Annotated in this window: 19 protein-coding genes; 6 read left to right on the top strand and 13 right to left on the bottom strand. The window is 50.5% G+C overall.

The window, feature by feature from the left end; all coding sequences use genetic code 11:
- Positions 1 to 263: 263 nt before the first annotated feature.
- The 3 genes from WH45_RS05900 to WH45_RS05890 form a co-directional block, all read right to left on the bottom strand.
- Positions 264 to 1631 carry an MFS transporter gene (locus WH45_RS05900; protein WP_046213465.1) on the bottom strand — a complete coding sequence of 456 codons (1368 nt, stop codon included), beginning with the start codon at positions 1629 to 1631 and terminating at the stop codon, positions 264 to 266.
- Between the two features lie 121 nt (positions 1632 to 1752).
- Entirely contained in the window at positions 1753 to 2202 is a 450-nt protein-coding gene (locus tag WH45_RS05895) for a MarR family winged helix-turn-helix transcriptional regulator (protein WP_046213464.1), read from the bottom strand.
- Between the two features lie 401 nt (positions 2203 to 2603).
- Complete coding sequence (locus tag WH45_RS05890) at positions 2604 to 3545, bottom strand: sugar-binding transcriptional regulator (protein WP_046213463.1); 942 nt, start codon at positions 3543 to 3545, stop codon at positions 2604 to 2606.
- Between the two features lie 312 nt (positions 3546 to 3857).
- On the opposite strand from WH45_RS05890, the gene WH45_RS05885 reads away from it, so the two are divergent.
- The 3 genes from WH45_RS05885 (at position 3858) to WH45_RS05875 (ending at position 6662) form a co-directional block, all read left to right on the top strand.
- On the top strand, positions 3858 to 4757 hold the full coding sequence (locus WH45_RS05885; protein ID WP_046213462.1) for a manganese catalase family protein: 900 nt from the start codon (positions 3858 to 3860) through the stop codon (positions 4755 to 4757).
- 258 nt (positions 4758 to 5015) lie between these two features.
- Positions 5016 to 5273, top strand: a complete 258-nt coding sequence (locus WH45_RS05880; RefSeq protein ID WP_046213461.1) for a GlsB/YeaQ/YmgE family stress response membrane protein — start codon at positions 5016 to 5018, stop codon at positions 5271 to 5273.
- A 309-nt stretch (positions 5274 to 5582) separates the two neighbouring features.
- Positions 5583 to 6662: a mechanosensitive ion channel family protein gene (locus WH45_RS05875; protein ID WP_046213460.1), complete on the top strand. Its 1080-nt coding sequence runs from the start codon at positions 5583 to 5585 to the stop codon at positions 6660 to 6662.
- A gap of 177 nt (positions 6663 to 6839) precedes the next feature.
- Here the strand turns inward: WH45_RS05875 and WH45_RS05870 are convergent, their stop codons facing one another.
- Both WH45_RS05870 and WH45_RS23550 read right to left on the bottom strand, forming a co-directional pair.
- Positions 6840 to 7628 carry an alpha/beta hydrolase gene (locus tag WH45_RS05870; RefSeq protein WP_046213459.1) on the bottom strand — a complete coding sequence of 263 codons (789 nt, stop codon included), beginning with the start codon at positions 7626 to 7628 and terminating at the stop codon, positions 6840 to 6842.
- A gap of 289 nt (positions 7629 to 7917) precedes the next feature.
- A complete protein-coding gene (locus WH45_RS23550; RefSeq protein WP_156075149.1) occupies positions 7918 to 8094 on the bottom strand; it encodes a hypothetical protein in 177 nt (58 codons plus the stop codon).
- 414 nt (positions 8095 to 8508) lie between these two features.
- On the opposite strand from WH45_RS23550, the gene WH45_RS05865 reads away from it, so the two are divergent.
- Entirely contained in the window at positions 8509 to 9252 is a 744-nt protein-coding gene (locus WH45_RS05865; RefSeq protein ID WP_046213458.1) for an S-layer homology domain-containing protein, read from the top strand.
- A gap of 179 nt (positions 9253 to 9431) precedes the next feature.
- Here WH45_RS05865 and WH45_RS05860 read toward each other — a convergent pair whose 3' ends face one another.
- The 4 genes from WH45_RS05860 to WH45_RS05845 all read right to left on the bottom strand — a co-directional run bounded on the left by WH45_RS05860 (position 9432) and on the right by WH45_RS05845 (position 15171).
- Positions 9432 to 10016 (bottom strand): GNAT family N-acetyltransferase, encoded by a 585-nt coding sequence (locus WH45_RS05860; RefSeq protein WP_046213457.1) that lies wholly within the window; start codon positions 10014 to 10016, stop codon positions 9432 to 9434.
- Positions 10017 to 10049: 33 nt separating this feature from the next.
- On the bottom strand, positions 10050 to 12074 hold the full coding sequence (locus tag WH45_RS05855) for a S9 family peptidase (RefSeq protein ID WP_046213456.1): 2025 nt from the start codon (positions 12072 to 12074) through the stop codon (positions 10050 to 10052).
- A gap of 178 nt (positions 12075 to 12252) precedes the next feature.
- On the bottom strand, positions 12253 to 13308 hold the full coding sequence (locus WH45_RS05850; RefSeq protein ID WP_046213455.1) for an HD-GYP domain-containing protein: 1056 nt from the start codon (positions 13306 to 13308) through the stop codon (positions 12253 to 12255).
- 396 nt (positions 13309 to 13704) lie between these two features.
- Positions 13705 to 15171: a carboxylesterase/lipase family protein gene (locus tag WH45_RS05845; RefSeq protein WP_046213454.1), complete on the bottom strand. Its 1467-nt coding sequence runs from the start codon at positions 15169 to 15171 to the stop codon at positions 13705 to 13707.
- Positions 15172 to 15473: 302 nt separating this feature from the next.
- Between WH45_RS05845 and WH45_RS05840 the strand changes: the two genes are divergently transcribed.
- A complete protein-coding gene (locus WH45_RS05840) occupies positions 15474 to 16055 on the top strand; it encodes a GNAT family N-acetyltransferase (protein WP_052723634.1) in 582 nt (193 codons plus the stop codon).
- A gap of 190 nt (positions 16056 to 16245) precedes the next feature.
- Entirely contained in the window at positions 16246 to 17961 is a 1716-nt protein-coding gene (locus tag WH45_RS05835) for a glycoside hydrolase family 13 protein (RefSeq protein WP_046213453.1), read from the top strand.
- A 237-nt stretch (positions 17962 to 18198) separates the two neighbouring features.
- Here the strand turns inward: WH45_RS05835 and WH45_RS05830 are convergent, their stop codons facing one another.
- The 4 genes from WH45_RS05830 to WH45_RS05815 all read right to left on the bottom strand — a co-directional run bounded on the left by WH45_RS05830 (position 18199) and on the right by WH45_RS05815 (position 23119).
- Positions 18199 to 18669, bottom strand: a complete 471-nt coding sequence (locus WH45_RS05830) for a GNAT family N-acetyltransferase (RefSeq protein ID WP_046213452.1) — start codon at positions 18667 to 18669, stop codon at positions 18199 to 18201.
- 173 nt (positions 18670 to 18842) lie between these two features.
- Positions 18843 to 20420, bottom strand: coding sequence for a gluconokinase (gntK, locus tag WH45_RS05825; RefSeq protein WP_046213451.1), 1578 nt, complete (start codon positions 20418 to 20420; stop codon positions 18843 to 18845).
- A 76-nt stretch (positions 20421 to 20496) separates the two neighbouring features.
- A complete protein-coding gene (locus WH45_RS05820) occupies positions 20497 to 21870 on the bottom strand; it encodes a GntP family permease (RefSeq protein WP_046213450.1) in 1374 nt (457 codons plus the stop codon).
- A gap of 280 nt (positions 21871 to 22150) precedes the next feature.
- On the bottom strand, positions 22151 to 23119 hold the full coding sequence (locus tag WH45_RS05815) for a Ppx/GppA phosphatase family protein (RefSeq protein ID WP_052723633.1): 969 nt from the start codon (positions 23117 to 23119) through the stop codon (positions 22151 to 22153).
- Positions 23120 to 23186: the final 67 nt, after the last annotated feature.

Below are 23186 nucleotides of genomic sequence, written 5' to 3'. Positions count from 1 at the left end.
TTTCTTAACCGTATGGACGTGTAAATGGAAGTAAATTGCCTTATGTATGAACATATGAGGCATTAATAGCAGCTTACAGCCTTATAGCGTCTTGTAGAAGATTATACTGCTTGTTTACAAAAATGGAAATAATACTTATTAATAAACTTTTATATTTATTATTCCAATAACTGTACATATGAGTCTATGTTTAATCATCACAAAAAAGGCCAGCTGATCAGAAAATCAGCTGGCCTCTTCACATTCTATTATCTTCCTGTTCTCTACTTCGCCTGCCCGGCTGTCCATCTCGACTGCACTGCATACAGCACAATCACGATCACGACAAGCAGCGCCAGACCGGAGAAAATATTGCTAAACGTATACGCTTCGCTAAACAGCGCAGCTGGGTTCAAATGAAATCCATTGGCATCGGTATCGATCACCTTGCCAATAACGCTCGTCGCCATTGCACCGGCGATAAAGTTCAGCAGGGAGAACATGCCCATCCCCACCCCCACCTGATCCTTGGTCAGCGTACGGGAGATGGTATTCGACATGGCTATCTGCATAAAGGTCTGTCCTACATTGCCGAAAATCAGCAGGAACAGCACTACATATGGCGAGATGCCGACCATGATCGACAGCGTGACAAAGCAGATAAAGATCAGCGTGGTAGCAATATAGACGAGATACGAATTGCCTTTCCGATCAGCCAGTCGTCCGCCCTGGCGGCCCAGGATCGCCGAGCAGATCGCGGCCGGGAACATGATCAGGCCGATAATCGCCGGGGACAGTCCATTCAGGCTGGACAGGAACTGCGGCGTCAGGAACGGTAGTCCAAAGCTCATGCCTGTCGCCAGAAAGGCGATAAACAGGCTGAAGGAATACTGGCGGTTGCGGAACAGCTGGGGCTGGATAAACGGTTCCTTGGCCGTACGAATACGAACAATGAACAGCACGAGTAGAATAATACCGACCACGAGGCTAATCCAGTTGCTCTGGGAAATGGACAGCAGCAGCAGTGCCACCGTACCTCCGAGCAGTCCACCGCCGAGGAAGTCGATCTTCTGCGCCGTCCCCCTGGCATCGTCCAGGTATTTACGGAAAAATGGCAGTGCAATCAGCGGCAGAATCGACAGCAGGAACAGAAAGCGCCAGCTGGCAAAGCTGGTCACAAGGCCCGATACAATCGGGGCAATCGCGGTTCCGAGCGCCAGACCAACTGCTGTCATACCAAGTGCGGCACCACGCTTTTCCTGCGGGAAGTAGCGCACCGGCACGATCATTGCGGTAGCCGGGATAACGGCCGCACCTGCAGCCTGCAGGACACGACCGAGAATCATCATCCAGAAATGAGTGGCGGTCAGACCGACGACCGATCCGAGGGCAAAGAAGATCAGGCCGAAGGTCAGCAGATCCTTGAGCCGGTATTTGTCCGCCAGCTTGCCGTACGTGACAGAGCCGACAGCATAGACGATCATATAGGCGGTCAGCAGCCAGCTGACCTCGGATGCTCCGATATGGAACTCCTGGCTGATAATCGGCATAACGACATTAAACATCGAAGCATTCATGACGGAGAAGACGAGCGTAAATGCCAGTACGCGCATCAGCTTATCGCCATTGGGGTAGACCTGTTCCTGATTCATGAGAAAATAAATTCCTTTCTATAAATAAAAAATATGGAGAATAAACACACCAAGCATAAATAATAAACTCTAAAAAGTGACTGGTGAAAATGATTAAAAACAATAACAACAGCCGAGCCGTTCAGGAAGACCGGTATACCGCATTCAGCTTGGACAGCAATCCGTGAAGCTGCTCCAGTTCCTCTGAGGTCAGGGCGTTGCGGGAACGCTGCTTGACCTCTTCGACCGCAGCATGGGCCGCCTGATGCATCTGCTGTCCGGCTTCGGTCAGTTCATTCTGTCGCATACGTGCGTCTTCCGGATGACTTCTGCGGGTGACCCAGCCTTTCTTTTCCATGCCGTTCATCAGGCTGGTCACGCTAGACTTCTCGATCATGAGCTGATGTTCCAGTTCTGTATTGGTCAGACCGGGCGAATAGGATAGTGCATGCAGTGCCTGTCCCTGCTGGGGTGTCAATCCGAGCGGGCGCAGCGCCGTCTCGATCTCGCGCCGGATCATGATATAGAGCACTTTGACGATATGGGCCGGACTATTCATCGTATCGTCAGGCTGTATTGATGGAGAATCCATGAACGATCACTATTTCCTTTCCGGTACAGATATTTCAAAATTGCATATCTTCATACAATTAGTTCGAACTCGAACCAATATTAGTTTAATACGCAACTATTGTCAATACAAATGATCAATATTTTACATTGTAAAAGGTAAATCAAACAGCACAGCTGCCCATCTATCCGGCTGCTGTGCTGTAGTAGAATTGTTCTCTATTCAGGTACTCCGATACTATACTCCTATGTCTGGAGATCGTAAAACAGGACGGTGCTATTCCAGCATATTACTATCCAACATGTTAATATTCAGCATATTGCTATTACAATACGTGTGTATTCACTCACCTGTCCCTTATTGCTCTTGATCTATTAATCTCCCTGTTGATCCATTAATCTCTCTGGCTCGCTGAACCCGTATCATGCCTCGGTCAGCAGAGCCTGGGCGGTGAACTGATCGGTGACCAGAATATTCGCATATTTGCCCACCAGCGCCGCTTCGATCGCTTCGATCTTGCGCTGACCGCCGGTGACGAGAATGGATTTTTCTTTTTTACGCAGATCAGGCAGGTCGATGCCGACGGTGCGTTCATTGATTGCCGTGCTGCAGATATTGCCGTCTTTATCAAAGAAGCGGGAGCAGATATCGCCTACACCGGTGCGCTGCAGCAGCTGCTGCTCTTCCTTGTTAAAGTAGCCGAGCCGGAACAGCAGCGCATCTTCCTTGACCGTACCGACCGTGAACATGGCGATATTGGCCTGCCGCCCCAGTTCAATGATGCGCTGGATATGACGGTCTTCCTCGACCATGCGCTTGACCTCGATATTATCGAAAATGACAGGTAAAGGCAGATACCGTGCACTCGTATGATACGCTTCGGCGAACAGATTAACCGTCTCGGCCGCATACGTATTCACATGGGAATGGCTGACCCCGCCCTTGAGCTGAACAACCTCCACTCCGCGCACCTGCTTTTGCTCCAGCTGGCGGGCGACCGAGTACATGGTGGTTCCCCAGGTGACCCCGATAATATCCGAATCCTGCACAATCTCGTACAGATAATCGGCCGCCCGCTTGCTGATATGCTTCTGGATCTCCCGGTATTCATTGACCGGAGAATAGCATACCTGCACGGTATCGAGCTTGTACTTGCGCTTGAGCTGTTCACCAAGCTCGTCCAGATCTTCCAGTGGATCGACGATATTGATCCGCACGTAACCCTTTTCCTTGGCATATTGCAGCAGCCGGGATACCGTTGGCCGGGACACGCCGAGCCGGGAAGCGATCTCCTGCTGACTGTAGTCGGATAGATAGTATAACCGGGCGGTCTCGATGCTGAGCCGCTGTTTCTCATGATCCATAGTTTTCATCCCACATCTCTATCGTGATCTTGTCTGTGCCATTGCATGCACAGATACCGTTTACATATTATACATTTTTCCCAAAATAATTACGATGGGTAGACTATAATTACCTGTCTATTACAGCTAACATTGGATTTTCCATATTTAATTTATATTGTGAACTTTAAATGAAAATTATGTCACTATCTTCCTTTTAACGTTTGTAGTGGATAAATTAGGGTATTGGTTGTATAGGCTTTATTTTTCTCAATACAGTTTTTTGCAATAAAATGATTACGCAGAATACAACTGAATAATGGAGGTATGATTATGTTCACACGTCTTGACCAGATTATGATTGAAATCCCCGACGTGGACCGTCCCGATCCGAATGCGGCAGCTGCTGTACAGGAACTGCTGGGCGGTAAATTCGGGGAAATGTCGACTCTGAACAACTACCTGTTCCAGTCCTTTAACTTCCGTAACAAGACCAAGCTCAAGCCGTTCTACGATCTGGTAACGAGTATTACCGCCGAAGAGCTGGGGCACGTCGAGCTGGTCGCTCACGGAATTAACAAGATTCAGGCCGGCTCCACTTCCTATAAGCAGCCGGATGACACGCCTCTGGATTCCGTCAAAAATGCAAGATTGAGCTATCCATACCTCGCCGGTGCCCAGGGCGCCATGCCGCGTGATTCCATGGGCAGACCGTGGACAGGCGACAATGTGTTTAACAGCGGTAACCTGGTGGAGGATCTGCTGCACAACTTTTTCCTGGAGTGCGGTGCCAGAACACATAAGATGAAAGTGTATGAAATGACCGATCATCCGGCAGCCCGCGAAGTCGTCGGTTTCCTGCTTGTCCGCGGCGGTGTGCATGTGGTCGCTTATGCCAAAGCGCTGCAAATGGCAACCGGCGTTGATGTGACCAAACTCGTTCCTGTTCCTTCATTGAGCAATAAAGCATTCAATGAAGCACGTAAATACGAGGACAAAGGCGTCCATACCAAACTGTACACCCACAGCACCGAAGACTTCAAAGCGATCGACCAAATCTGGAAAGGAACCCACCCGGAAGACGGTCTGCCGCTGGAAGTCATTCACGGATTCCCGCAGGGTGTACCTGTTCCCGAGTATCCGGAGGTCGAAGAAGAATTCGCGCCGGGTATCTCCCAGGAAGACTTTGCCGAGATTGCCAAACGCCTCAAAGCCAACGGAAACATCAAGTAAATCAAGGGATCTCCCCGCCTGCACCTTGACCAGTGCAGGCTTTTTTCATGCCTTATGGACAGGGCTGCCAACCAATTTATTTATTAAATTTCGAACATACGGTTTAAATTAGTTATCAGTGGTTAATAAATAGACGACAAGAGATTATCGAATACACTTTCCAAACTAACTTACTTGCTTCACGGATATCCTAAGTTATTTTGAAAAAGTACTCGACTATCTTAAGAAAGATATTGACTTACTTAGGAGGAGAAAATTATGGGATTCATTTGGTCATTAATCGTAGGTGGTATTATTGGTTGGATCGCAGGTATGATCGTAGGCCGCGACATTCCGGGTGGTATCATTGGTAATATTATTGCAGGTTTCATCGGTGGTTGGTTGGGTAACATGCTGCTGGGTAACTGGGGTCCTGAGATCGGCGGATTCTATGTGATTCAATCGATTATCGGTGCAGTTGTACTGGTATTCATTGCAAGCATGATCTTCCGTTCGATGCGTCGTACACGCAGCTAACAACTGCCAGACGTAATGAATAAATAACCAATCAGGAACGTGTATACTTCCTGCCAGAAAGCCCGCTCTATCAAAGAGCGGGCTTTTTTGTTGTATCTGCCACTGTATTCTATCCGCGGTTTTCGTCTATCCGGATTATGAAATAAATTCGATATTACTTGTTATTTCATAATAGATCCTGCTTCATTGTTAAATATTCAAAGCAAATTAGGATATATGCCTTAAATTTAACAAATCAAAACATCAATCGAAGCTGCGGGAAAAGGGTAATTAATAGTTATGCAAATGATACAAAAAAGGATGGTGAATATGTACTTTATTGATGACTTGATACAATGGTATTACAACGTACGCTGGATTGATCTGTTTGTATCCATCGTCATTTTGATTTTATTTCTGTTATTCCGCAAGTTATTTACACGTTATCTGTTTGCCTTTTTGATCGGACGGTTCAAGGATCATCCGGCTCTAATTCGCTGGGCGGAAGCCTTTGAGAAACCATTGCAGTATTTTTTCATTCTGATCGGGACATATGCGGCGCTGCGCTATTTTATGCATGAGCAGTGGGAATTTGTAATCGATATTAATCGGATCTATCGCAGTATCAGCGTGATTCTACTGGGCTGGGGATTCTATAATGTATCTGCGGCGTCCTCCATCCTGCTGGAAGGTGTAGGCAAGAAGTTTGGACTGGATGCCACCAGCATGATTATTCCTTTCCTGTCCAAAGTGATCCGGTTCGTGGTTATCGTGCTGGTAGTGACCAGTATCGGCGCGGAATGGGGATTCAGCATTAATGGCGTCGTCGCAGGAATGGGACTGGGTACGCTCGCTATCTCACTGGCCGCCCAGGAGTCGCTCAGCAATATTATCGCCGGAATTGTCATTATTCTGGAGAAGCCTTTTTCCAAGGGAGACTGGATCTCTACACCGGACATCGAAGGCATCGTCGAAGATATTACGTTCCGCAGCTCCAAGATCCGCACTTTTACGGATGCGCTGGTGATTGTGCCGAACTCCAAACTGGCGTCGTCGGCCATCACAAACGGCAGCCAGATGGGTAAACGCAAAATCTTTTTCAATATCAAGCTGTCCCTGCAGACTCCGGGTGACCGGATTGAGCGGATTGTAGACCGGCTGACCGAACATCTGGAAAATGATGAAGCGGTAGCTCCCGGTTCGGTTATGGTTAAATTCAACGAATTCTATGAAAGCAGCCTCGGAATCATGGTACAGTGCTTTACCAAGTCGCCTGCCTGGGGAGACAATCTGGAATACCGCCAAAAGCTGAATCTGTTCGTGATGCAAGTACTGCAGGAGGAAGAAGCCAAGCTGGCTTATCCAACTCACCGGGTACTGGTGCAGGAACCAGATGCCGAGAAGGCTTAAACTTTAAACAAAAGTATAAAGTATCCAGCTCCCGCCTCTCTTCTGGATCGAATCATAAAAACAAGCAGCTTCTGACGTGACAGACAGAAGCTGCTTGTTTTTATGAAAATCATGCTCTCGATTCCCTATCAAATAATGCTCGAATTCCTGCAACTCTACCTTCTACTCGCCCTATAATCAGCGGGACAGCGGCAGCCACTCCAGCACGCGCTGGATCTTGGTATCCCAGTAGCCCCACTCGTGCATCCCCGGCTCTTCTTCATACGTCAGCTCTATTCCGAGCTGGCGCACATGGTCCCGGAAGCGGATATTATCGTCATACAGGAAGTCCTCCGTGCCGCAGCACTGGTACAGCTGCGGCAGCCTGGTCCCCGGTTCGGCAGCCGATAGTCGCTCCGCAAGATGGAACAGATCGTTGCTCGATCCCTGCATCTCTTCCAGCGAACCGAAAATACGCTTGATCTCGGCCGTATATTCTTCATCCCCGCGCTTATACAGGGAGGTGATATCTGTCGCACCGGAAAGACTCGCTGCCGCCGCATAGCGGTCTGGCAGGCTCATACCGAGCTTGAGCGCTCCATACCCACCCATGGACAGTCCGGCTACGAAACGGTCCTCACGGCGGTCAGAGACCTGGAAAAAGGATTCTGTGAGACGTGGCAGCTCTTCGCTGACAAAAGTAAAGTATTTGCCGCCTTGCTGCATATCCGTATAAAAGCTGCGGTGTACATTAGGCATCACGATCGCCAGACCATAAGCCGCCGCATAACGCTCGATCGATGTCCGGCGCAGCCAGATCGTATGATCATCCGACAGACCGTGCAGCAGATACAATACCGGATGCCTGCCTCCGGTCGTATGACCTTCCATCCCGATCTGGCTGTGTGTCTCCTGCGGAATAATCACATTCATGGAAGTGGACAGTCCCAGTACTTCCGAATAAAAATTACATTGCATCAGTGCCATAATCCAGTACCTCCTAGGGAATAAAGTTGCCTTTATTATCATACCTCTTTCCATTAATGAAAGCGATTTCTTCTATAGACATAATAATGGACATGCTCCGAATCGGAACATGCCCTAATATGTAGTTCAACCCGTCTGATATGGAAATAATTCCATGACAGCCCAATTTCTGATCTTCGTAGACATACTATTTCAAGACATCACTGCTTCTATGTCGTCTTGGAACGTCTGTGATTATGATTCATTCACCTGGTAGAACAGATGATGGCTGCTGTTGAACAATTATCGATTAACGTTTTCTGTAAGTCGTTACGCTTGTGCTTGCTGCCATTTGAGCATTCAGCAGCTCCTGGAAGCTTTGTCCGCCTGTTGCTGCACTGGACTTATCCGCTGTCATTGTGGCCTGCGGTCTGAATTGCTGGTGGTTGTAGGGAGTTGCTTGATATACGCTTAAGTTGATGTTCAAAACCTTCACGCTCCTTTATGATAGTGGTTTAAGTTCCATTTATTCGTTAAGTAGGAATTGTCTTCCTAGCCGGTTCCTATTGCTTCCTATGCTGATGTCTTAGTTATTTAAGTTATACCCTCTATTCTTCCTATTGAAAACATAAAATAGTCACGTTTTTCCTAGTATTTTATAAATGATTCAGCAGTCCCGGTTTCGCCAAATTTCCCCTAATATTACTTGGGATTAATTTTGTCATTATTTGACTATAACTAAATCTAAAGTACTACATATGTCGAAAAAACCAGTCCCAGGAAGGCGATACTCATTTGTGATATATTAAATTAACAGTATCAATCCTGCAACCTAATAGGAAGAGGCCTCGTCTGTAGGAATAGGAAAGGCCAAAATAACAGTGTGAGAGGGGAATAGGAAATGGGAATACAGCCTAAATGGATGTCCCTTCTGACCGCTTCGGTGCTGACGCTTGCGATTAGTGGACAGGCGCTGGCAGCGGGCAGCGATTTTACGGATATCCGTAATGTGCAGGGACAGCAAAAGATCGAATCACTCAAAGATCGTGGATTTATCAGCGGGGTGACCGCTACCGAATTCAAACCGGATCAGACACTGAATACAGCGCAGGGCATCCAGATGCTGGTCAACAGCTTCCAGCTCAGTCTGGCGCAGTTTACATTTATCAAAGCACCGCAGGCAAGCGATTCCTATACCAAAGTCAAAGATGGCGTATGGTACTCGGATGCCTTTGTTATTGCAGCTGTAAATGGGGTGGAAGTTCCGCGCTCAGTCGATCCTGCAGCGGATCTGACACGTGAACAGTTCACCAACTATCTGATGCAATCAATGCAAAAAGCAGGCAACCTGCCAATGATCAATATCAAGCCTGTCAAAATCGGTGACAATGCCAAACTGAACCCTTCCTATCAGGGAGCTGTTCAGCGTTCCCTGGCGATGAACATTAATGAACTGGACGCCAAAGGAAACTTTGATCCGAAAGCCAAAATCACCCGCGCGGAAGCGGCTGTGATGATCTACAACGCGCTGGATTATCTGCAAAAGCATCCCGCACCGACCCAGCCTGCAGCGGACAGCTCTGCTGATGAAGCTGCTGCAGCCGATTCGACGGGTACACCAGCCAGCGAGGATACTATTCAATAGTAAAAAACGATGATTTTCTTATTACGGTAGTTTTCTTATTAAAAAGAACCCGCAAGCTGGCACGTTGCCGCTGCGGGTTCTTTTACTGCTGCTTCTATATGTTGCTGTTATTGTTGGTCTTGGTTTTGCTGCTGGCTCATCTTCCATAGTTGCGTACGGTCTATCGGATTGTACTTCTACTATATCGAATTACGATTTACCGCTTCGACTTCCTGATGTGCAGCACCGGTGTGGCTCTCCCACTCTTCACGCAGAATCCCCATCCGGATCGAATCATAATACACTCCATTATACAGCCGGCATTTGCGAAGACGAGCTTCCATCGTCATGCCCAGCTTGTAACCGACGCCAATCATCCGCTCATTGCCTGACCAGGTCGTATAGCCGACCCTTACAAGCGGCAGTGTGGAGAACAGATGATTCATCCACATCCGGAGCGCCCGGGTCCCATAGCCACCGCTCCAATAGGAAGGAACAAAGATGACAATGCCCATCTCCAGCCAGAGGGAAGCTTCATGTTCCCAGTAGTAACTGACCAGTCCGACCAGCTCACCGTTCACCTCAATGCCCCAGCGGCTCGGACTGCGCAGCATGCTCTCCTGCTGGCCTGCACAGAACTGCTCATAGGTGAGCGGAATATGTTCATAATACGGTGCATCCCACTTTTTCCATTCGGGAGCGGCTTCCCGATCACTGATTTCCCACAGGCGGTACATATCCCGCTCTTCCATCGGACGTATGCATACTTCACCGTCTCTATACATAAGCAGATCATCAGCTCCATTTACATGTGTATTCTACAAATACTGTTCAAACCAGCCGGCAATATGCTCCAGCCGCTGGATTCTCAGCTGTGGATGACCGCTGCGGGACAGATTATGATCGGCATCCGGGAAGCGAACGAGACGGGTCACAGCCCCGATGCGCTTGAGTCCGGTAAACCACTGCTCCGCCTGCTCCATCGGACAGCGCAGATCCTGTTCACCATGCAGCACCAGAATAGGCGTCTTCACATTCTCCACAAAAGCCAGCGGCGAATGCTTCCACAATGTCTCCAATCGCTGCCATGGCGTACCGCCAATCTGGTCCTCGGTAAAGTAAAACCCGATATCGCTCACCCCGTAAAAGGAAACCCAGTTACAGATCGAGCGCTGGGTCACAGCGGCCTTGAAGCGGTCGGTATGACCGACAATCCAGTTGGTCATAAAGCCGCCATAGCTGCCGCCGGTCACGCCGAGCCGATCCGGATCGATCCAGTCGTAATGCTCCAGTACATAATCGGTCACTTCCATCAGATCACGGTAATCCCCACCGCCGTAATCGCCCCGGCAGGCGTTGACAAACTGCTGTCCGTATCCGTGACTGCCACGCGGATTGGAGAATATGACCGCATATCCCTGTGAGGTCAATAGCTGAAACTCATGCATAAAGGTATATCCATACATCATATGCGGTCCACCGTGAATCTCCAGAATGGCAGGCACACGGTTGTCAGCATCGTATTCCCGGACAGGCGGCATCAGCCATGCCTGCAGCGGCCGTCCATCGACCGAGGTCAGCTGAAGCTCCTGCGGAACACTGAGCCGCAGCTGGGACAGCAGCTCATCATTCCAGTGAGTGAGCTGCCGCTCTTCCAGCTGGACGGTATCCCGGCAGAACAGCTCGCCCGGCTGCAGGCTGTCTGCTGCGACGAAGATGATATGTTCATCCATTGTCAGGGTAAAATAATGAACATTGCGCGGCCCATCCAGCATTACCTGATAACCGGAACCATCGGCCGCTGTTGCGATCAGCTGCACAGTGCCCTGCTCGCTCAGCAGCGTATAGATCTGCTGACCATCTCTGCTGTATACCGGTTCGACGGTCGAACCGACCCCGCTGTCACCGACCAGATAATTACCAATCAACCGATCCGAATTCTGGCACAGACAGGTGATGCTGCCCTCCGGCAGCGATAGCTGGTACAGCCGGGTCAGCGTCGCATTATGATACGATTGGTCACTCGCAATAAAAGCGATCTGCTGACCATCCGGTGACCAGGACAGGGAGATCATATCATATTCATTATTCGTCCACCGGTGCAGATGGTCTCCCTGAATATGAAGCGTATACAAATCACTGCTTCGGACAAAGTCGGGATCGGGTTCCTCATCAGATGGAATATGTGCTGTAAAGGCAATCCGGGTACTGTCCGGCGCCCAGCCATAGCTGTGTACATCATACTCTCCTGTCGTAAGCCAGCGGCCGGTGCTATCCACCAGCGAATGCACATACAGATGCGTACGGCGTCCCTGCCACAGTCCTCCTCCATCCGATTTGTATGTAATCCGGTCGATAATAACGGCTTTTTTGCTTGCAGCAGCTGGTCCAGATGTCTGATCCGTATCGCTGCCCTGTTGCAGTGCAGCTGCCTTTTCCGGCTGTTCTTCCTGTTCCTGCTCTGCCAACAGCAGCAGCCAGCTGCCATCCGGTGACCACTTGAAGGATTGGACTCCATGCTTCAGGTCGGTTGCCGGGTAGGCCTCACCGCCGTCTGCCGGTATGATCCACACCTGGGTATGCTCTTCCTTTTTGCGCAAAAAAGCCAGCTGCTGTCCGCTTGGAGACCATGCCGGTGAATGATCCCGCTCGCCTGCTGTGAATTGGCGATCTCCACTGCCATCCTGATGAATGATCCGCAGATGGGAATGGTAACCCTCCCGGCTGTCATTGACCTGACGGCTCACATATACAATCGCCCCGCCGGATGGAGAGGCCTCCGGCTGTTCGGTCCATTTTAGCCGGTAAAGATCTTCTGCCTGTACATTACGTCTGTCCTTCATCTGAATTGCCTCCCTTCCGGGTGCTGTATGGAAGCTTAGCCAACCTGTCTCTTCCATCTTCACCCATATATGCATAGTAGCCCAGTGCGTATCGTTCTGCAATGCAGCGACAAAAAAACCGGAATGATCTGCTGACAGCAAGTATGGGCTGCCGACGGATCATTCCGGAAATGGATATCTATATGAATACTTTGCGAATGCGGATTTTGCGTTCTTTGGACAGGTCGATAAATTGCGTATCCGTCTGGACCAGGGGGCGGAACATATCGGTCTGGTTGGCCAGCACGATCATTCCATTTTCGCCGTTGTCCAGCTGGACTTTTTTGCCGACCAGATTGGGAGACATATGATGGATCAACGCCTGTACCGGCTTCTCATGCAGCTTGGAGAATCCCAGTTCATAGATGTTCTGCAAAATGGTAACCAATCCCTGTTTGCTGCCGTCGCTGCTCGCCGAGGTCATATTCACAAACACATCCGCTACCGATACGATACGGGTATAGGCATGAATGCCATTTTTGTACAGGCGCTGCGGGTAGCCCGTGCCATCATTACGTTCATGATGCTGCAGAGCGACGAGCGCTGTCGTTTTGTCGTTCAGGGATTCCATAATGAGATCGTAACCATAACGGGTATGCTTTTTGAGTTCCTTGCGCTCGGATTCGTTCATGCTCTCGCGATCGGAACGGATAATGGAAGGCAGACGGCTTTTGCCGATATCATGCAGATAGCCCGCACGACTGATCCGGCAGCTCTCTTCTTCGGAATAACCAAGCCAGTTAGCAATGTAATAACTGAGCAGACCCACTTTGAGTGAGTGGCTGTAAATATGATCGTCTTCGGCTTCCAGCATCAACAGCAGCGAGACAATATCGTTTTTGCCATTCAGATCAAGCAGCAGCGGCTCCATCAGCTGGTCTGCCAGCTCGGCACTGAATTTGCCTTTGGTCAGCGCTTCCAGAAAAATCGACTGATACGTCTGCAAAGACTGCTCAACACTCTGCTTGAGCCGCGCTGGAAGACCGATCAGATCCTGCTGCAGACCGAATTCCGGAAAGGATGCATTTCCCTGCGAGGAAGATACATCCACATAGTCCAGCTGATGACGCGTAAGCAGTGTAATATCCTCTTCGGTCAGTTGTGTTCCTTCTTTTAATAAGGGAACGCCCTGGCGGTTAAATGCATCCGCAAGCAGCTTATCCCCCTGCTTGAGATCGGTGATATGGATTAACAATAGTACCCCTCCGTTTATGTATACCTGCTGATCAATCTAATCTGGTGGTGCTGCATTATGTATAGCAGATATCCGTTAAATATAATAGTTATCGGCAAACGAAGAGGCAGATTGTATAGAGCTTAGTACTTAATAATTGGGCTGCTGTCTGCATATTTGTGTAGACCACAGTTCCTTTGGAACCAGACGGGTAAAATGAACATTGCTGAGTATTCCGTCTGCCGTTGCTAATGCTTACTGCTGCACGATGCTATACAGCTATACGCAGACAGCAAAAAAGCAAAACGGATCATCCGCTTCGCTTCTGCTGCTTGTTCCCTGATTCGATTCCCCGGTTCTCACGGTTCCTCTCGTCCAGGAACATGATCACCGACCAAGAATCATCGATAGTACATATCAATCTCCGATCAGCTTTATCCGCTTGTCACGATCGGGATCTTCGACGAGATTGATCTGGCGGTCGAAAATGATCGTCGTGCGATCATGCTTTTTGTAATCTCCCCATGGGATCTCCATCGTGGCTGGTGTCGTCGTATGGGCAAAGGTAATCCAGGCTTTTTGCATTTGCACCGCCAGATTATTGGTCAGCTCATCCGGCTGAATCCCGATATGTCTCAGCAGCGGCAGATTGTTAAATACAAAGGCAATCTCGGCGGCATGGGTAGCGGTTCCGAGCCAGGAATGTCCAGGCTGACTCCAGTCAAATCGGTACATCCACACCGGTCCATGATTAATCTGTGCCTGCGCATACCGGACAGCAGAACGCCAGAAGAACAGGTCCGTCATAATCTGTGCCTGCCCCTGTACCGTCATCGGATAGTGCTCCAGCAGATGATCTCCATTCAGTCCGGTCATCATTTCCAGCGCCCCGCTGATCTGTTCACGTGACAGCAGCTGGGAAGACTGATTAATAAACAGTGAACCTTCATCCTGATTGGTGCCGACAATCAGGGCAATATTTTTGGCTGCACCGTTCTCGATCGCCACGACCGGTTCCACTGGCAATGTCTGCGGATGAATTACCGGCTGGAACATCAGTGCCAGCATATTTTCCCGGCCGGATTTGCGCAGCCGATCCGCTGCCTGCAGCAACTCTTCCGTCGTAGCCGAATACAGTACCGACAGATCCTCTGGACTGCCGCCGAGCTCCCGCAGGTAGGCATCCGCGATTCGTTTGCCCATTTCCGGTGGCATCACCTGAGAAGCGCCGCTCTGCATAATGGCTGCACGGAACAGCCCTTTGGCTGCCGGCATCGCCAGTAGTGCCGCGATACTCATCGCACCGGCCGATTCACCAAATATGGTCACCTTTTCCGGGTCACCGCCAAAGAAAGCGATATTGTTGCGTACCCATTCCAGTGCAGCAATCTGATCCAGTAATCCCAGATTGGCTGCATGTGCATTGCCATAGGAAGACAGATCCAGGAAACCCAGAGGCCCCAGACGATAATTAATGGTCACGACAATCATATCCCCATTGACTGCGAGAGAAGTACCATCGTAGATCGGCAGGCTTCCTGCTCCGGTAACAAAGGCTCCTCCGTGCAGCCAGACCATTACCGGCCGGTTCTCGGTGGATTTGTCGGATGCCCATATGTTCAGATACAGACAATCTTCTGACTGTACCGGACGTGCATTGGATGCGCCAAACATGCTGTCCAGCTCATTACCGGGCTGTGGACAGACCGGGCCGAACCGGGTCGCTTCCCTTACACCTTCCCACGGCTGTGGTGGACGAGGCATATGAAACCGCAGGTCGCCAACCGGTGGCTCGGCATACGGAATTCCTCTCCATACTACCGCACCGTTCTCCCGTACACCCTGTACTTCTCCATATTGAGTACGAATTTGAGTCGTTTCCATCTTCAATCTCCATCCTTCCATCTGCTAGGATTGGCATGGATAAGAACAGCAATGTAACTATCTGTCCCTGTCCATCCCCTGCTTGTTGCTTGTTGCCATACAATCGTTAAGTATCCTAAATACCCCTCCATCTTCATTAAACATAACCGGGCCTTCTGCCACAATATTTCACAAACGCGCTGTCTGTGTCAGCACGTACCCATACTCGTCCGATTGCCGCAGATAACGATACCCTCTTTCTGTAAATACGGAGTTAGAGTGCTATACTGGAAAAAAGTACATAGTACAAGGAGGCTACTACGATGATTATCAGAAAAGCACAACCGAACGACGCAGCCGATGTGATCCCTTTGATTTATTCGGCTATTGGTGATATCGCCTATGCACTGACCGGTACGGACAATACGGAGCAGGCGTTTGAGGCGATGGAACATTTTTTTCGCAGTCGAGGGAACCGGCTCAGTTATGAAAATATCATGGTCGCCGAGTTGGAAGGACAGCTTGCAGGCTTTCTTCTGTCTTATCATGGCAAGGATATCTCGCGGCTTGATGCACCGATTATCCAGCGTCTGCAACAGCTCGGCCAGTCTGCAGACGATGTCATACCGGAAGCGCATCCGGATGAATACTATCTCGATTCCATCGCGGTTCATCCGTCCTTTCAGGGACAGGGCATCGGCTCCCGGCTTATCGCCTGCTTTGAGCAGCTGGCTTCCCAGCAGGGATATTCCCGGCTGCTGCTGATCGTCGATGTGGACAACGACAAGGCAAAAGCCCTGTATGAGCGGCTCGGTTACACCGAGGATGGAACAATCCATATTCGCGGCCATGCCTATCACCGGATGATCCGGCTGCTGTCGGTCACCTCGTCACCAAACCTTTAGTTACAGGCGGGTACCCCTAATGGATGTTCCTGCAGCTGATTGAATTTCATTTGATTTCTTTTCCAGCCGGATGCTTCATGTGTCCGGCTGTTGGTTGTTTAACGATCAATCGTTACGTTTAACCATTCATTAGGAAGAATATAGGAAATTCATCTTCATTTTCATATTACATTCAACGGGAGGCTGACACATGGACGCAAAATCCTGGAAAGAATCCGTAATCTATCAAATTTATCCGCAAAGCTTCAAAGACAGCAACGGTGACGGCTGGGGGGATTTGCAAGGGATTATCTCCAAAGTGGATTATCTTGTCAAACTCGGAGTCGACATCGTGTGGCTTGGTCCGATTTGCGACTCGCCAATGGTTGATAATGGTTACGATATCAGGGACTATCAAAAGATTCATTCCCGCTACGGTACGATGGAAGACTTTGACCAGCTGCTCGCCAAACTTCATGAAAACGGCATCAAGCTGATTATGGATCTGGTCATCAATCATACTTCGGATGAGCATCCATGGTTCCAGCAGGCCAAAAGCTCCAAGGACAGTCCTTACCGGGATTACTACATATGGAAAGCTCCGGGACCGAGCGGCCAGGAGCCGAACAACTGGATGTCCTTCCTGAATGAACCGGCATGGACGTACGATGAACAGACCGAAGAATATTATCTGCATCTGTTCGACCGCAAGCAGCCCGACCTGAACTGGGAAAATGAAAACATGCGCCAGGAGCTGTATACGATGATCCGCTGGTGGCTGGACAAAGGCATCGACGGGTTCCGCCTGGATGCGATCAATATGATCTCCAAAGATCCGGAGCTGCCGGATGCAGCACCAGATGCGCCTCATCCGCCGGGACAGGAATTTTACAAAAACGGGCCTCGAATTCACGAGTTCCTGCAGGAGTTGCACGAGCAGACGATCTCTCGCTATCCTGATGTCATCACCCTGGGGGAAGCACCATCGGTCACGATGGACGAAGTCGTACGCTATACAGACCCGCAGCGGCGCGAGATGGATATGGTACTCGCCATGGATCTGATCCGGATCGGCAAAGATCCCAAGGACCCATGGGGTTCGCGGGAATGGTCCATCCTTGAACTGAAGAAATCGGTCAGTCAATGGTATGAAGGCGTATTCGGTAAAGGCGGCTATGTACTGTATCTGAGCACCCATGATCATCCGCGAATTATGCCGGATCTGATCGGTGCCGGGGAACACGAGACGGCTGCGGCCAAGCTGCTTGCGACCTTTATCCATACGGTTCCGGGTACCCCGCTGATCTATCAGGGCGAAGAGCTCGGTTTGTGCAACACCACTTATGAACGGATCGAAGACTACCGGGATACCGGCACAATTACCTATTATGAACATGCGCTGCAGGAAGGGATATCTCCCGAACAGGCGCTTGCCAATATTCATCGTCGGAGCCGTGATGGTTCACGCTCTCCGATTCCGTGGGATGACAGCAATGCCTACGCAGGCTTCAGTGCAGGAAAACCATGGATTGACCTGCCTCCTGCCGAACAGCTGGAAGGCAAGCGTGTCAGCGATCAGGAGAATCATCCGGACTCGGTATTCTACTACTATCGTCAGCTGATTCAGATGCGCAATCAGAATCCGATCATGACACATGGTTCCTTTACTCTGCTGCTGCCGGAGCATGAAGAGATTTTTGCTTTTACAAGAGAATGGGAAGATGAAAAATGGCTGGTCGTGCTGAACTTTGCCGATCATGAAGTGGAGATTGACTGGAGCGGCGAAGGAGTGGAATGGGCCGATCATATGATCAAGCTGCACGGCAACTATACCAAGTTCTCCCGCCCGGTTGACCGTGAAGACGAGCATACGATGGCAGAACTGCAGCGGCTGCGTCCGTACGAGGCACTCATTTACCGGATGTAATAGGGGCATATTCATATTCGAATACCCAGCATTTGCACACCCAACAGCATTTACATGTCAAAAAGCTCTGCCGTATGACCTCTTCAGATGTAACAGGAGGTCTGCGGCAGAGCTTTTTTTGGTATGGTGCAGCAGCATTCGGATCTGCCAAATGCCGATTATATATGTACCCTGGTTGTACCTATCAGAGCTTCAGTTCGGTGCACCGGACTGCTCTATTTCTGTTGTTGGCCTGGCTTATAGTGTCTTGGACATCTGGTAATCGGTAATGACATAACCGGCCTTCTGGTACACATGCAGCGCCCGCTGGTTATGACCGAATACATGCAGGCCAATCCGCGCCGCTCCCTGCTGGATCGCCGCTTCATCCAGCGCCTTCATCGTCTGCTGCCCGTACCCCTGATTCTGGTAGCCATCATAAATCAGTATATCGTACAGAAAGGCGTACTTGCCTTTGGGCGTATCAGTAATATTCATCCAGGCATGTCCCACAGACTGCTGCCGCTCTGTCTCGAATATGCTATAAATAAATGCGCCGGCCGTATCCCGTCCATCCGGCAAATATTTACGGAATGATTCGGCTGAGCGATCCATCGCTTCCTCTTCGGTCCACTCCCCGGCAGCGACTTTCTCCGCTGCATAATCCTTCGTCGACAAACGGTGGAATTCTGCATATTGTTGGTCGTTCATCGGAATTAATTCAATCATCTTCCTGTCTCCTCCCGGTGCATGTTAGACTGCGTTGACATATGGTTCCTTCCTATTTTACCTGCTTAGGCGATTGGCGTCGAATGCACCGCAGTAGAGAAGTGCAGACAGAGGATAGCAGGACAGTGACCGGCCTTCTTTGGGTAAAGGCCAGTCACTGTCCTGCAGATAAATTACAGATCTTCCATCGGTTCGCTGGTCATGCGCTTCTCCAGCATACGCTGCTGGAAGTCGCTGATATCCGCATAATCTTCGGCAAATTTGCGGGAGATGCGGATATAGATCGGCAGCAGCTCCCGGTAAATGGCCGCATGTTCCTTGTACGGCTTGTGCTCATAAGTGGTCCCGATCATCTTGGACACTTCATCCAGCGAGTCGATCCGCTTCAGCGCATACAGACCGAGCACAGCTGCTCCGAGGCAGGAACTTTCGATACTTTCCGGCACCACTACCCGCTGGTCGAAAATATCCGCCATCATCTGACGCCACAGCTCGGAACGGGCAAATCCGCCGGTCGCATGGATTTTCTGCGGTACGCCGATTTGCTCTTCCACAGCCAGCATTACCGTATACAGATTGAACAGCACACCTTCCAGAGCTGCACGGATCATATGCTCCTTTTTGTGATGAAGGGCAAGGCCGAAAAAGGACCCTCGTGCATCCGGGTTCCACAGCGGTGCTCGTTCACCGGACAGATACGGGTGGAACAGCAGCCCATCCGCACCGGGGCGCACTTTCTCGGCAATCCGGGTCAATACGTCATATGCACTCAGACCAAGACGCTTGGCTGTCTCCACTTCGGAAGCGGCGAACTCATCACGAATCCAGCGGAAAATAATGCCTCCGTTATTGACCGGACCGCCAATCACCCACTTGTCCTCGGTCAGTGCATAACAGAAAAAGCGCCCTTTGGGATCGGTCACGGGCTTGTCCGTTACCGTGCGGATCGCGCCGCTTGTACCGATCGTAACCGCGACAACGCCCAGATCAATCGCTCCGACTCCCAGATTGGACAGTACGCCATCACTGGCACCGAGCACGAACGGCACCGCCGCATGCAGTCCCATCTCTGTTGCATACGTCTCATTCAATCCGTTCATCACATGCGTGGTCGGAACCAGCTTGGACAGGTGATCACGGGTAATCCCTGCTGTGGACAGTGCTTCCTCATCCCAGTCGAGCTCATGCAGGTTCATTAGCCCGGTAGCCGAAGCCATCGAATGATCGGCCACATATTCATCGAACAGCTTCATAAAGACATATTCCTTGATCGAAATATATTTGTGTGCGGCACTGGCAATCTCGTGATGCTCCCGGGTGATCCACATGATCTTGGTCAGCGGGGACATCGGATGGATCGGCGTACCGGTGCGCATATAGAGTTCATGTCCTTTTTTCTCACTCTTTAATTGTCTGAAATAAGGGGCGCTGCGGTTGTCCGCCCAAGTCATGCACTGGGTAAGCGGCTTGCCGTCCTTGTCGACGACCAGCATGCTGTGCATGGCAGAGCTGAACGAGACGAACAGAATATCCTCGGGCGCTCTGCCGCTCTTGTCCATCGCCTGACGGATCGAGTCAATCACGGCACGGAACAGCTGATCCGGGTCCTGCTCGGCTACTGACGGTACAGGTGTATGCAGCGGATATTCCACGGCTCCCTGTGCGACGATTTTCCCTGCTTCTTCAAATAGAACTGCTTTGGTGCTGGTTGTTCCGATATCCACACCGATCATAAATTTTGCTTCGCTCATATCGTCTACCTACTTTCCGTCATAATTTCATGGTTGTTACTACGTATCCGATTTCTCTATCTGCATAGCTGCTTCTCTATACCATTATATTCAATATGAAAATGATAATAAACGCGACCAGCGACAGGATCGTCTCCATCACTGTCCAGGACTTCAGCGTCTGCGGTACGGACATATTAAAGAACTCCTTGACCATCCAGAACCCGGCATCGTTCACATGAGACAGAATCAGTGATCCTGCACCGGTCGCCAGTACGACCAGCTCCACATTGGCACCCGGCGTCAGAGCCAGCACAGGTGCGACAATACCTGCTGCCGTCGTCATGGCCACGGTAGCCGAACCGGTGGCTACACGGATCAGGGCGGCGACCAGATAGGCAAAGACCACCACATTGACATGAGCCGCGGTCGCTACACTGGCAATCGCCTCGCCTACACCACTGTCGATCAGTACCTGCTTGAATGCGCCCCCACCGCCGATAATCAGAATAATTGAAGCTGTCGGTGCGAGACAGTCACTGGCGAACTTGGAGATCTCCTCCTTGCTGAATCCCTGGGCAAATCCGAGCGAGAAAAAGGCAAATACGGTCGCGATAAACATGGCGACAACCTCATTACCGATAAACCGGAAAAACAGAGCCATTCCGCTATTGCTCTCCGGCGCCACAATCTCGACAATCGAACCGGTCAGCATCAGAATGACCGGCATCAGAATCGTCAGCATGGTCAGGCCGAATCCGGGCAATGAACGCTCCGCCTGATCCGAACGGTGTGAGGTGAACTGCTCGGATAATCCCTGCGGAGGATGCACTACGATTCGGCTGCCGATATATATACCGAACAACGGGCCGGCAATAATCGCCGTCGGAATGCCGACGATCAGGGCGTACATAATCGTCATCCCGATATTGGCACCAAACGCATCAATCGCGATCATCGGCGCCGGATGCGGCGGCAGCAGACCATGTACGGTCGACAATCCGGCCAGCATCGGGATACCTACTTTGAGCAGCGATATATTAGTCTTGCGGATCACGGTGAACAGGATCGGAATCAGCAAAATAATGCCCACTTCAAAAAAGACAGGCATCCCTACGATCAGACCAACGATCAGCATCGCCCAGGGTACCCTTTTCTCCCCAAACCGGTCGATCATCGTCGTAGCGATCTGTTCCGCTCCACCCGACTCGGCCATCATCTTGCCGAGCATCGTACCCAGACCGATGACGATCGCGATGGAACCGAGCGTACCACCCAGACCACTCTGCACGGAATCGACCACATCCAGCGGGTTCATCCCGATGATCAGGCCGAGAAACAGTGATGCCATCAGTAGAACGACAAAGGGGTTCCATTTAAACTTGGCAATCATTACGATCAAAATGACAATAGCCACCAGCGCCCAGATTAGCAGAGTGGCTTCATGACTGAGTCCAAAAAGAGAATACATTTCTGTCTTCCTCCCGTCTCTTCATTTTCTCTGTTCTAGCGAGTGGTATGGCTGTGCAAAATGGCTTCTCCTGACAGCGTGCCTGTTCCGCCAGACGTTATCTTGTCCAAATTCCGGTTCCTGCGACATGAATGAATCTTTTCCTTATTAACCTGTTTGCGATAATTTTCAAACGATGCACTGCCTGTATGCGCTTATTTATGCGTATTCCCGCTCTATGCCAAACAGGCCTTTTCCATACACCGGAGTGTATAGAAAAGGCCTGCCATTATTCATTCACTTAGGAAGGACCATTCATCTGGCCCTGCGTAATCTGAGCGATATTAAAAGTGTGGTGAGCCAGTCCGTCACTGAGACCGCGCCAGCTGGCCAGCAGTACCGAACACTGCATATGATCAAACACGGTGCTCAGGATCATCGTGCCGGCGACAATAATATCGGCACGATCTGCAGCCAGATCGAATTTGCGGATACGTTCTTCCAGATCCAGTTCGGCCAGTGCATCCGCATAGAAACGGATCGTCTCCGCTTCGATTAGAAAAGGATCACCGGCTGGCTTGAGCTGATGCTTGCGTTCCCTTTCCATTCGTGCCAGCGCCCGAATGCCGCCGCCCAGACCGATCAGCGGAAGACCGGCGTGATTCGCTGTCCATGGATAATCCTGCAGCTGACAGCTAATCTTCTCGGCGAGCCGCTCCCTGGACGGTTCATTCCAGGTATCGCGGCTGCCATTTTGCATGGTCATATTCACTGCTCCGCAGGGCAGTGAGGTGCTGTGCAGCAGCTCCTCATGCTTGAAATACGAAATCTCCGTACTTCCGCCTCCGATATCCACGATAAATCCTTCATCGATATGAGCAGGCAGTGAGCGGGTCACCCCGAGGAATCCGTAATAGGCTTCTTCTTCTCCGGACAGCACCTGTACAGCAATACCGGTCTCCTGCTCCCACCTGGCGATAATGTCTTCCATATTGGTCGATTGACGGACAGCTGCCGTAGCGACTGCCCGGATCTGTGAGGCTCTGTTGGCCTTGCAGATTGTCTTGAATTTATGCAGAATCGGAATCACGGTCCAGATATCCTGCTCGCTCATATTGCCGTACTCATCCCTGCGTACACCAAGACGCACCGTTTCCTTGGCCTTGTGTACCATACGGCTGGTACGATCATTACCCGCTTCATAGATAATCAGACGGATGGAGTTCGAACCAATATCAATGACTCCGAGCCGGTTACGATTATCGCTCATTGTGTCCTCGCCATGCACGCATCCTTGGTTGTAATCATCGTCATCAACGAGTTCCTCCTTCGGTAAA

This window comes from Paenibacillus wulumuqiensis (assembly GCF_000971965.1).
Classification (GTDB): domain Bacteria; phylum Bacillota; class Bacilli; order Paenibacillales; family Paenibacillaceae; genus Saccharibacillus; species Saccharibacillus wulumuqiensis.
This window is presented reverse-complemented; position numbering and strand designations above follow the sequence as displayed.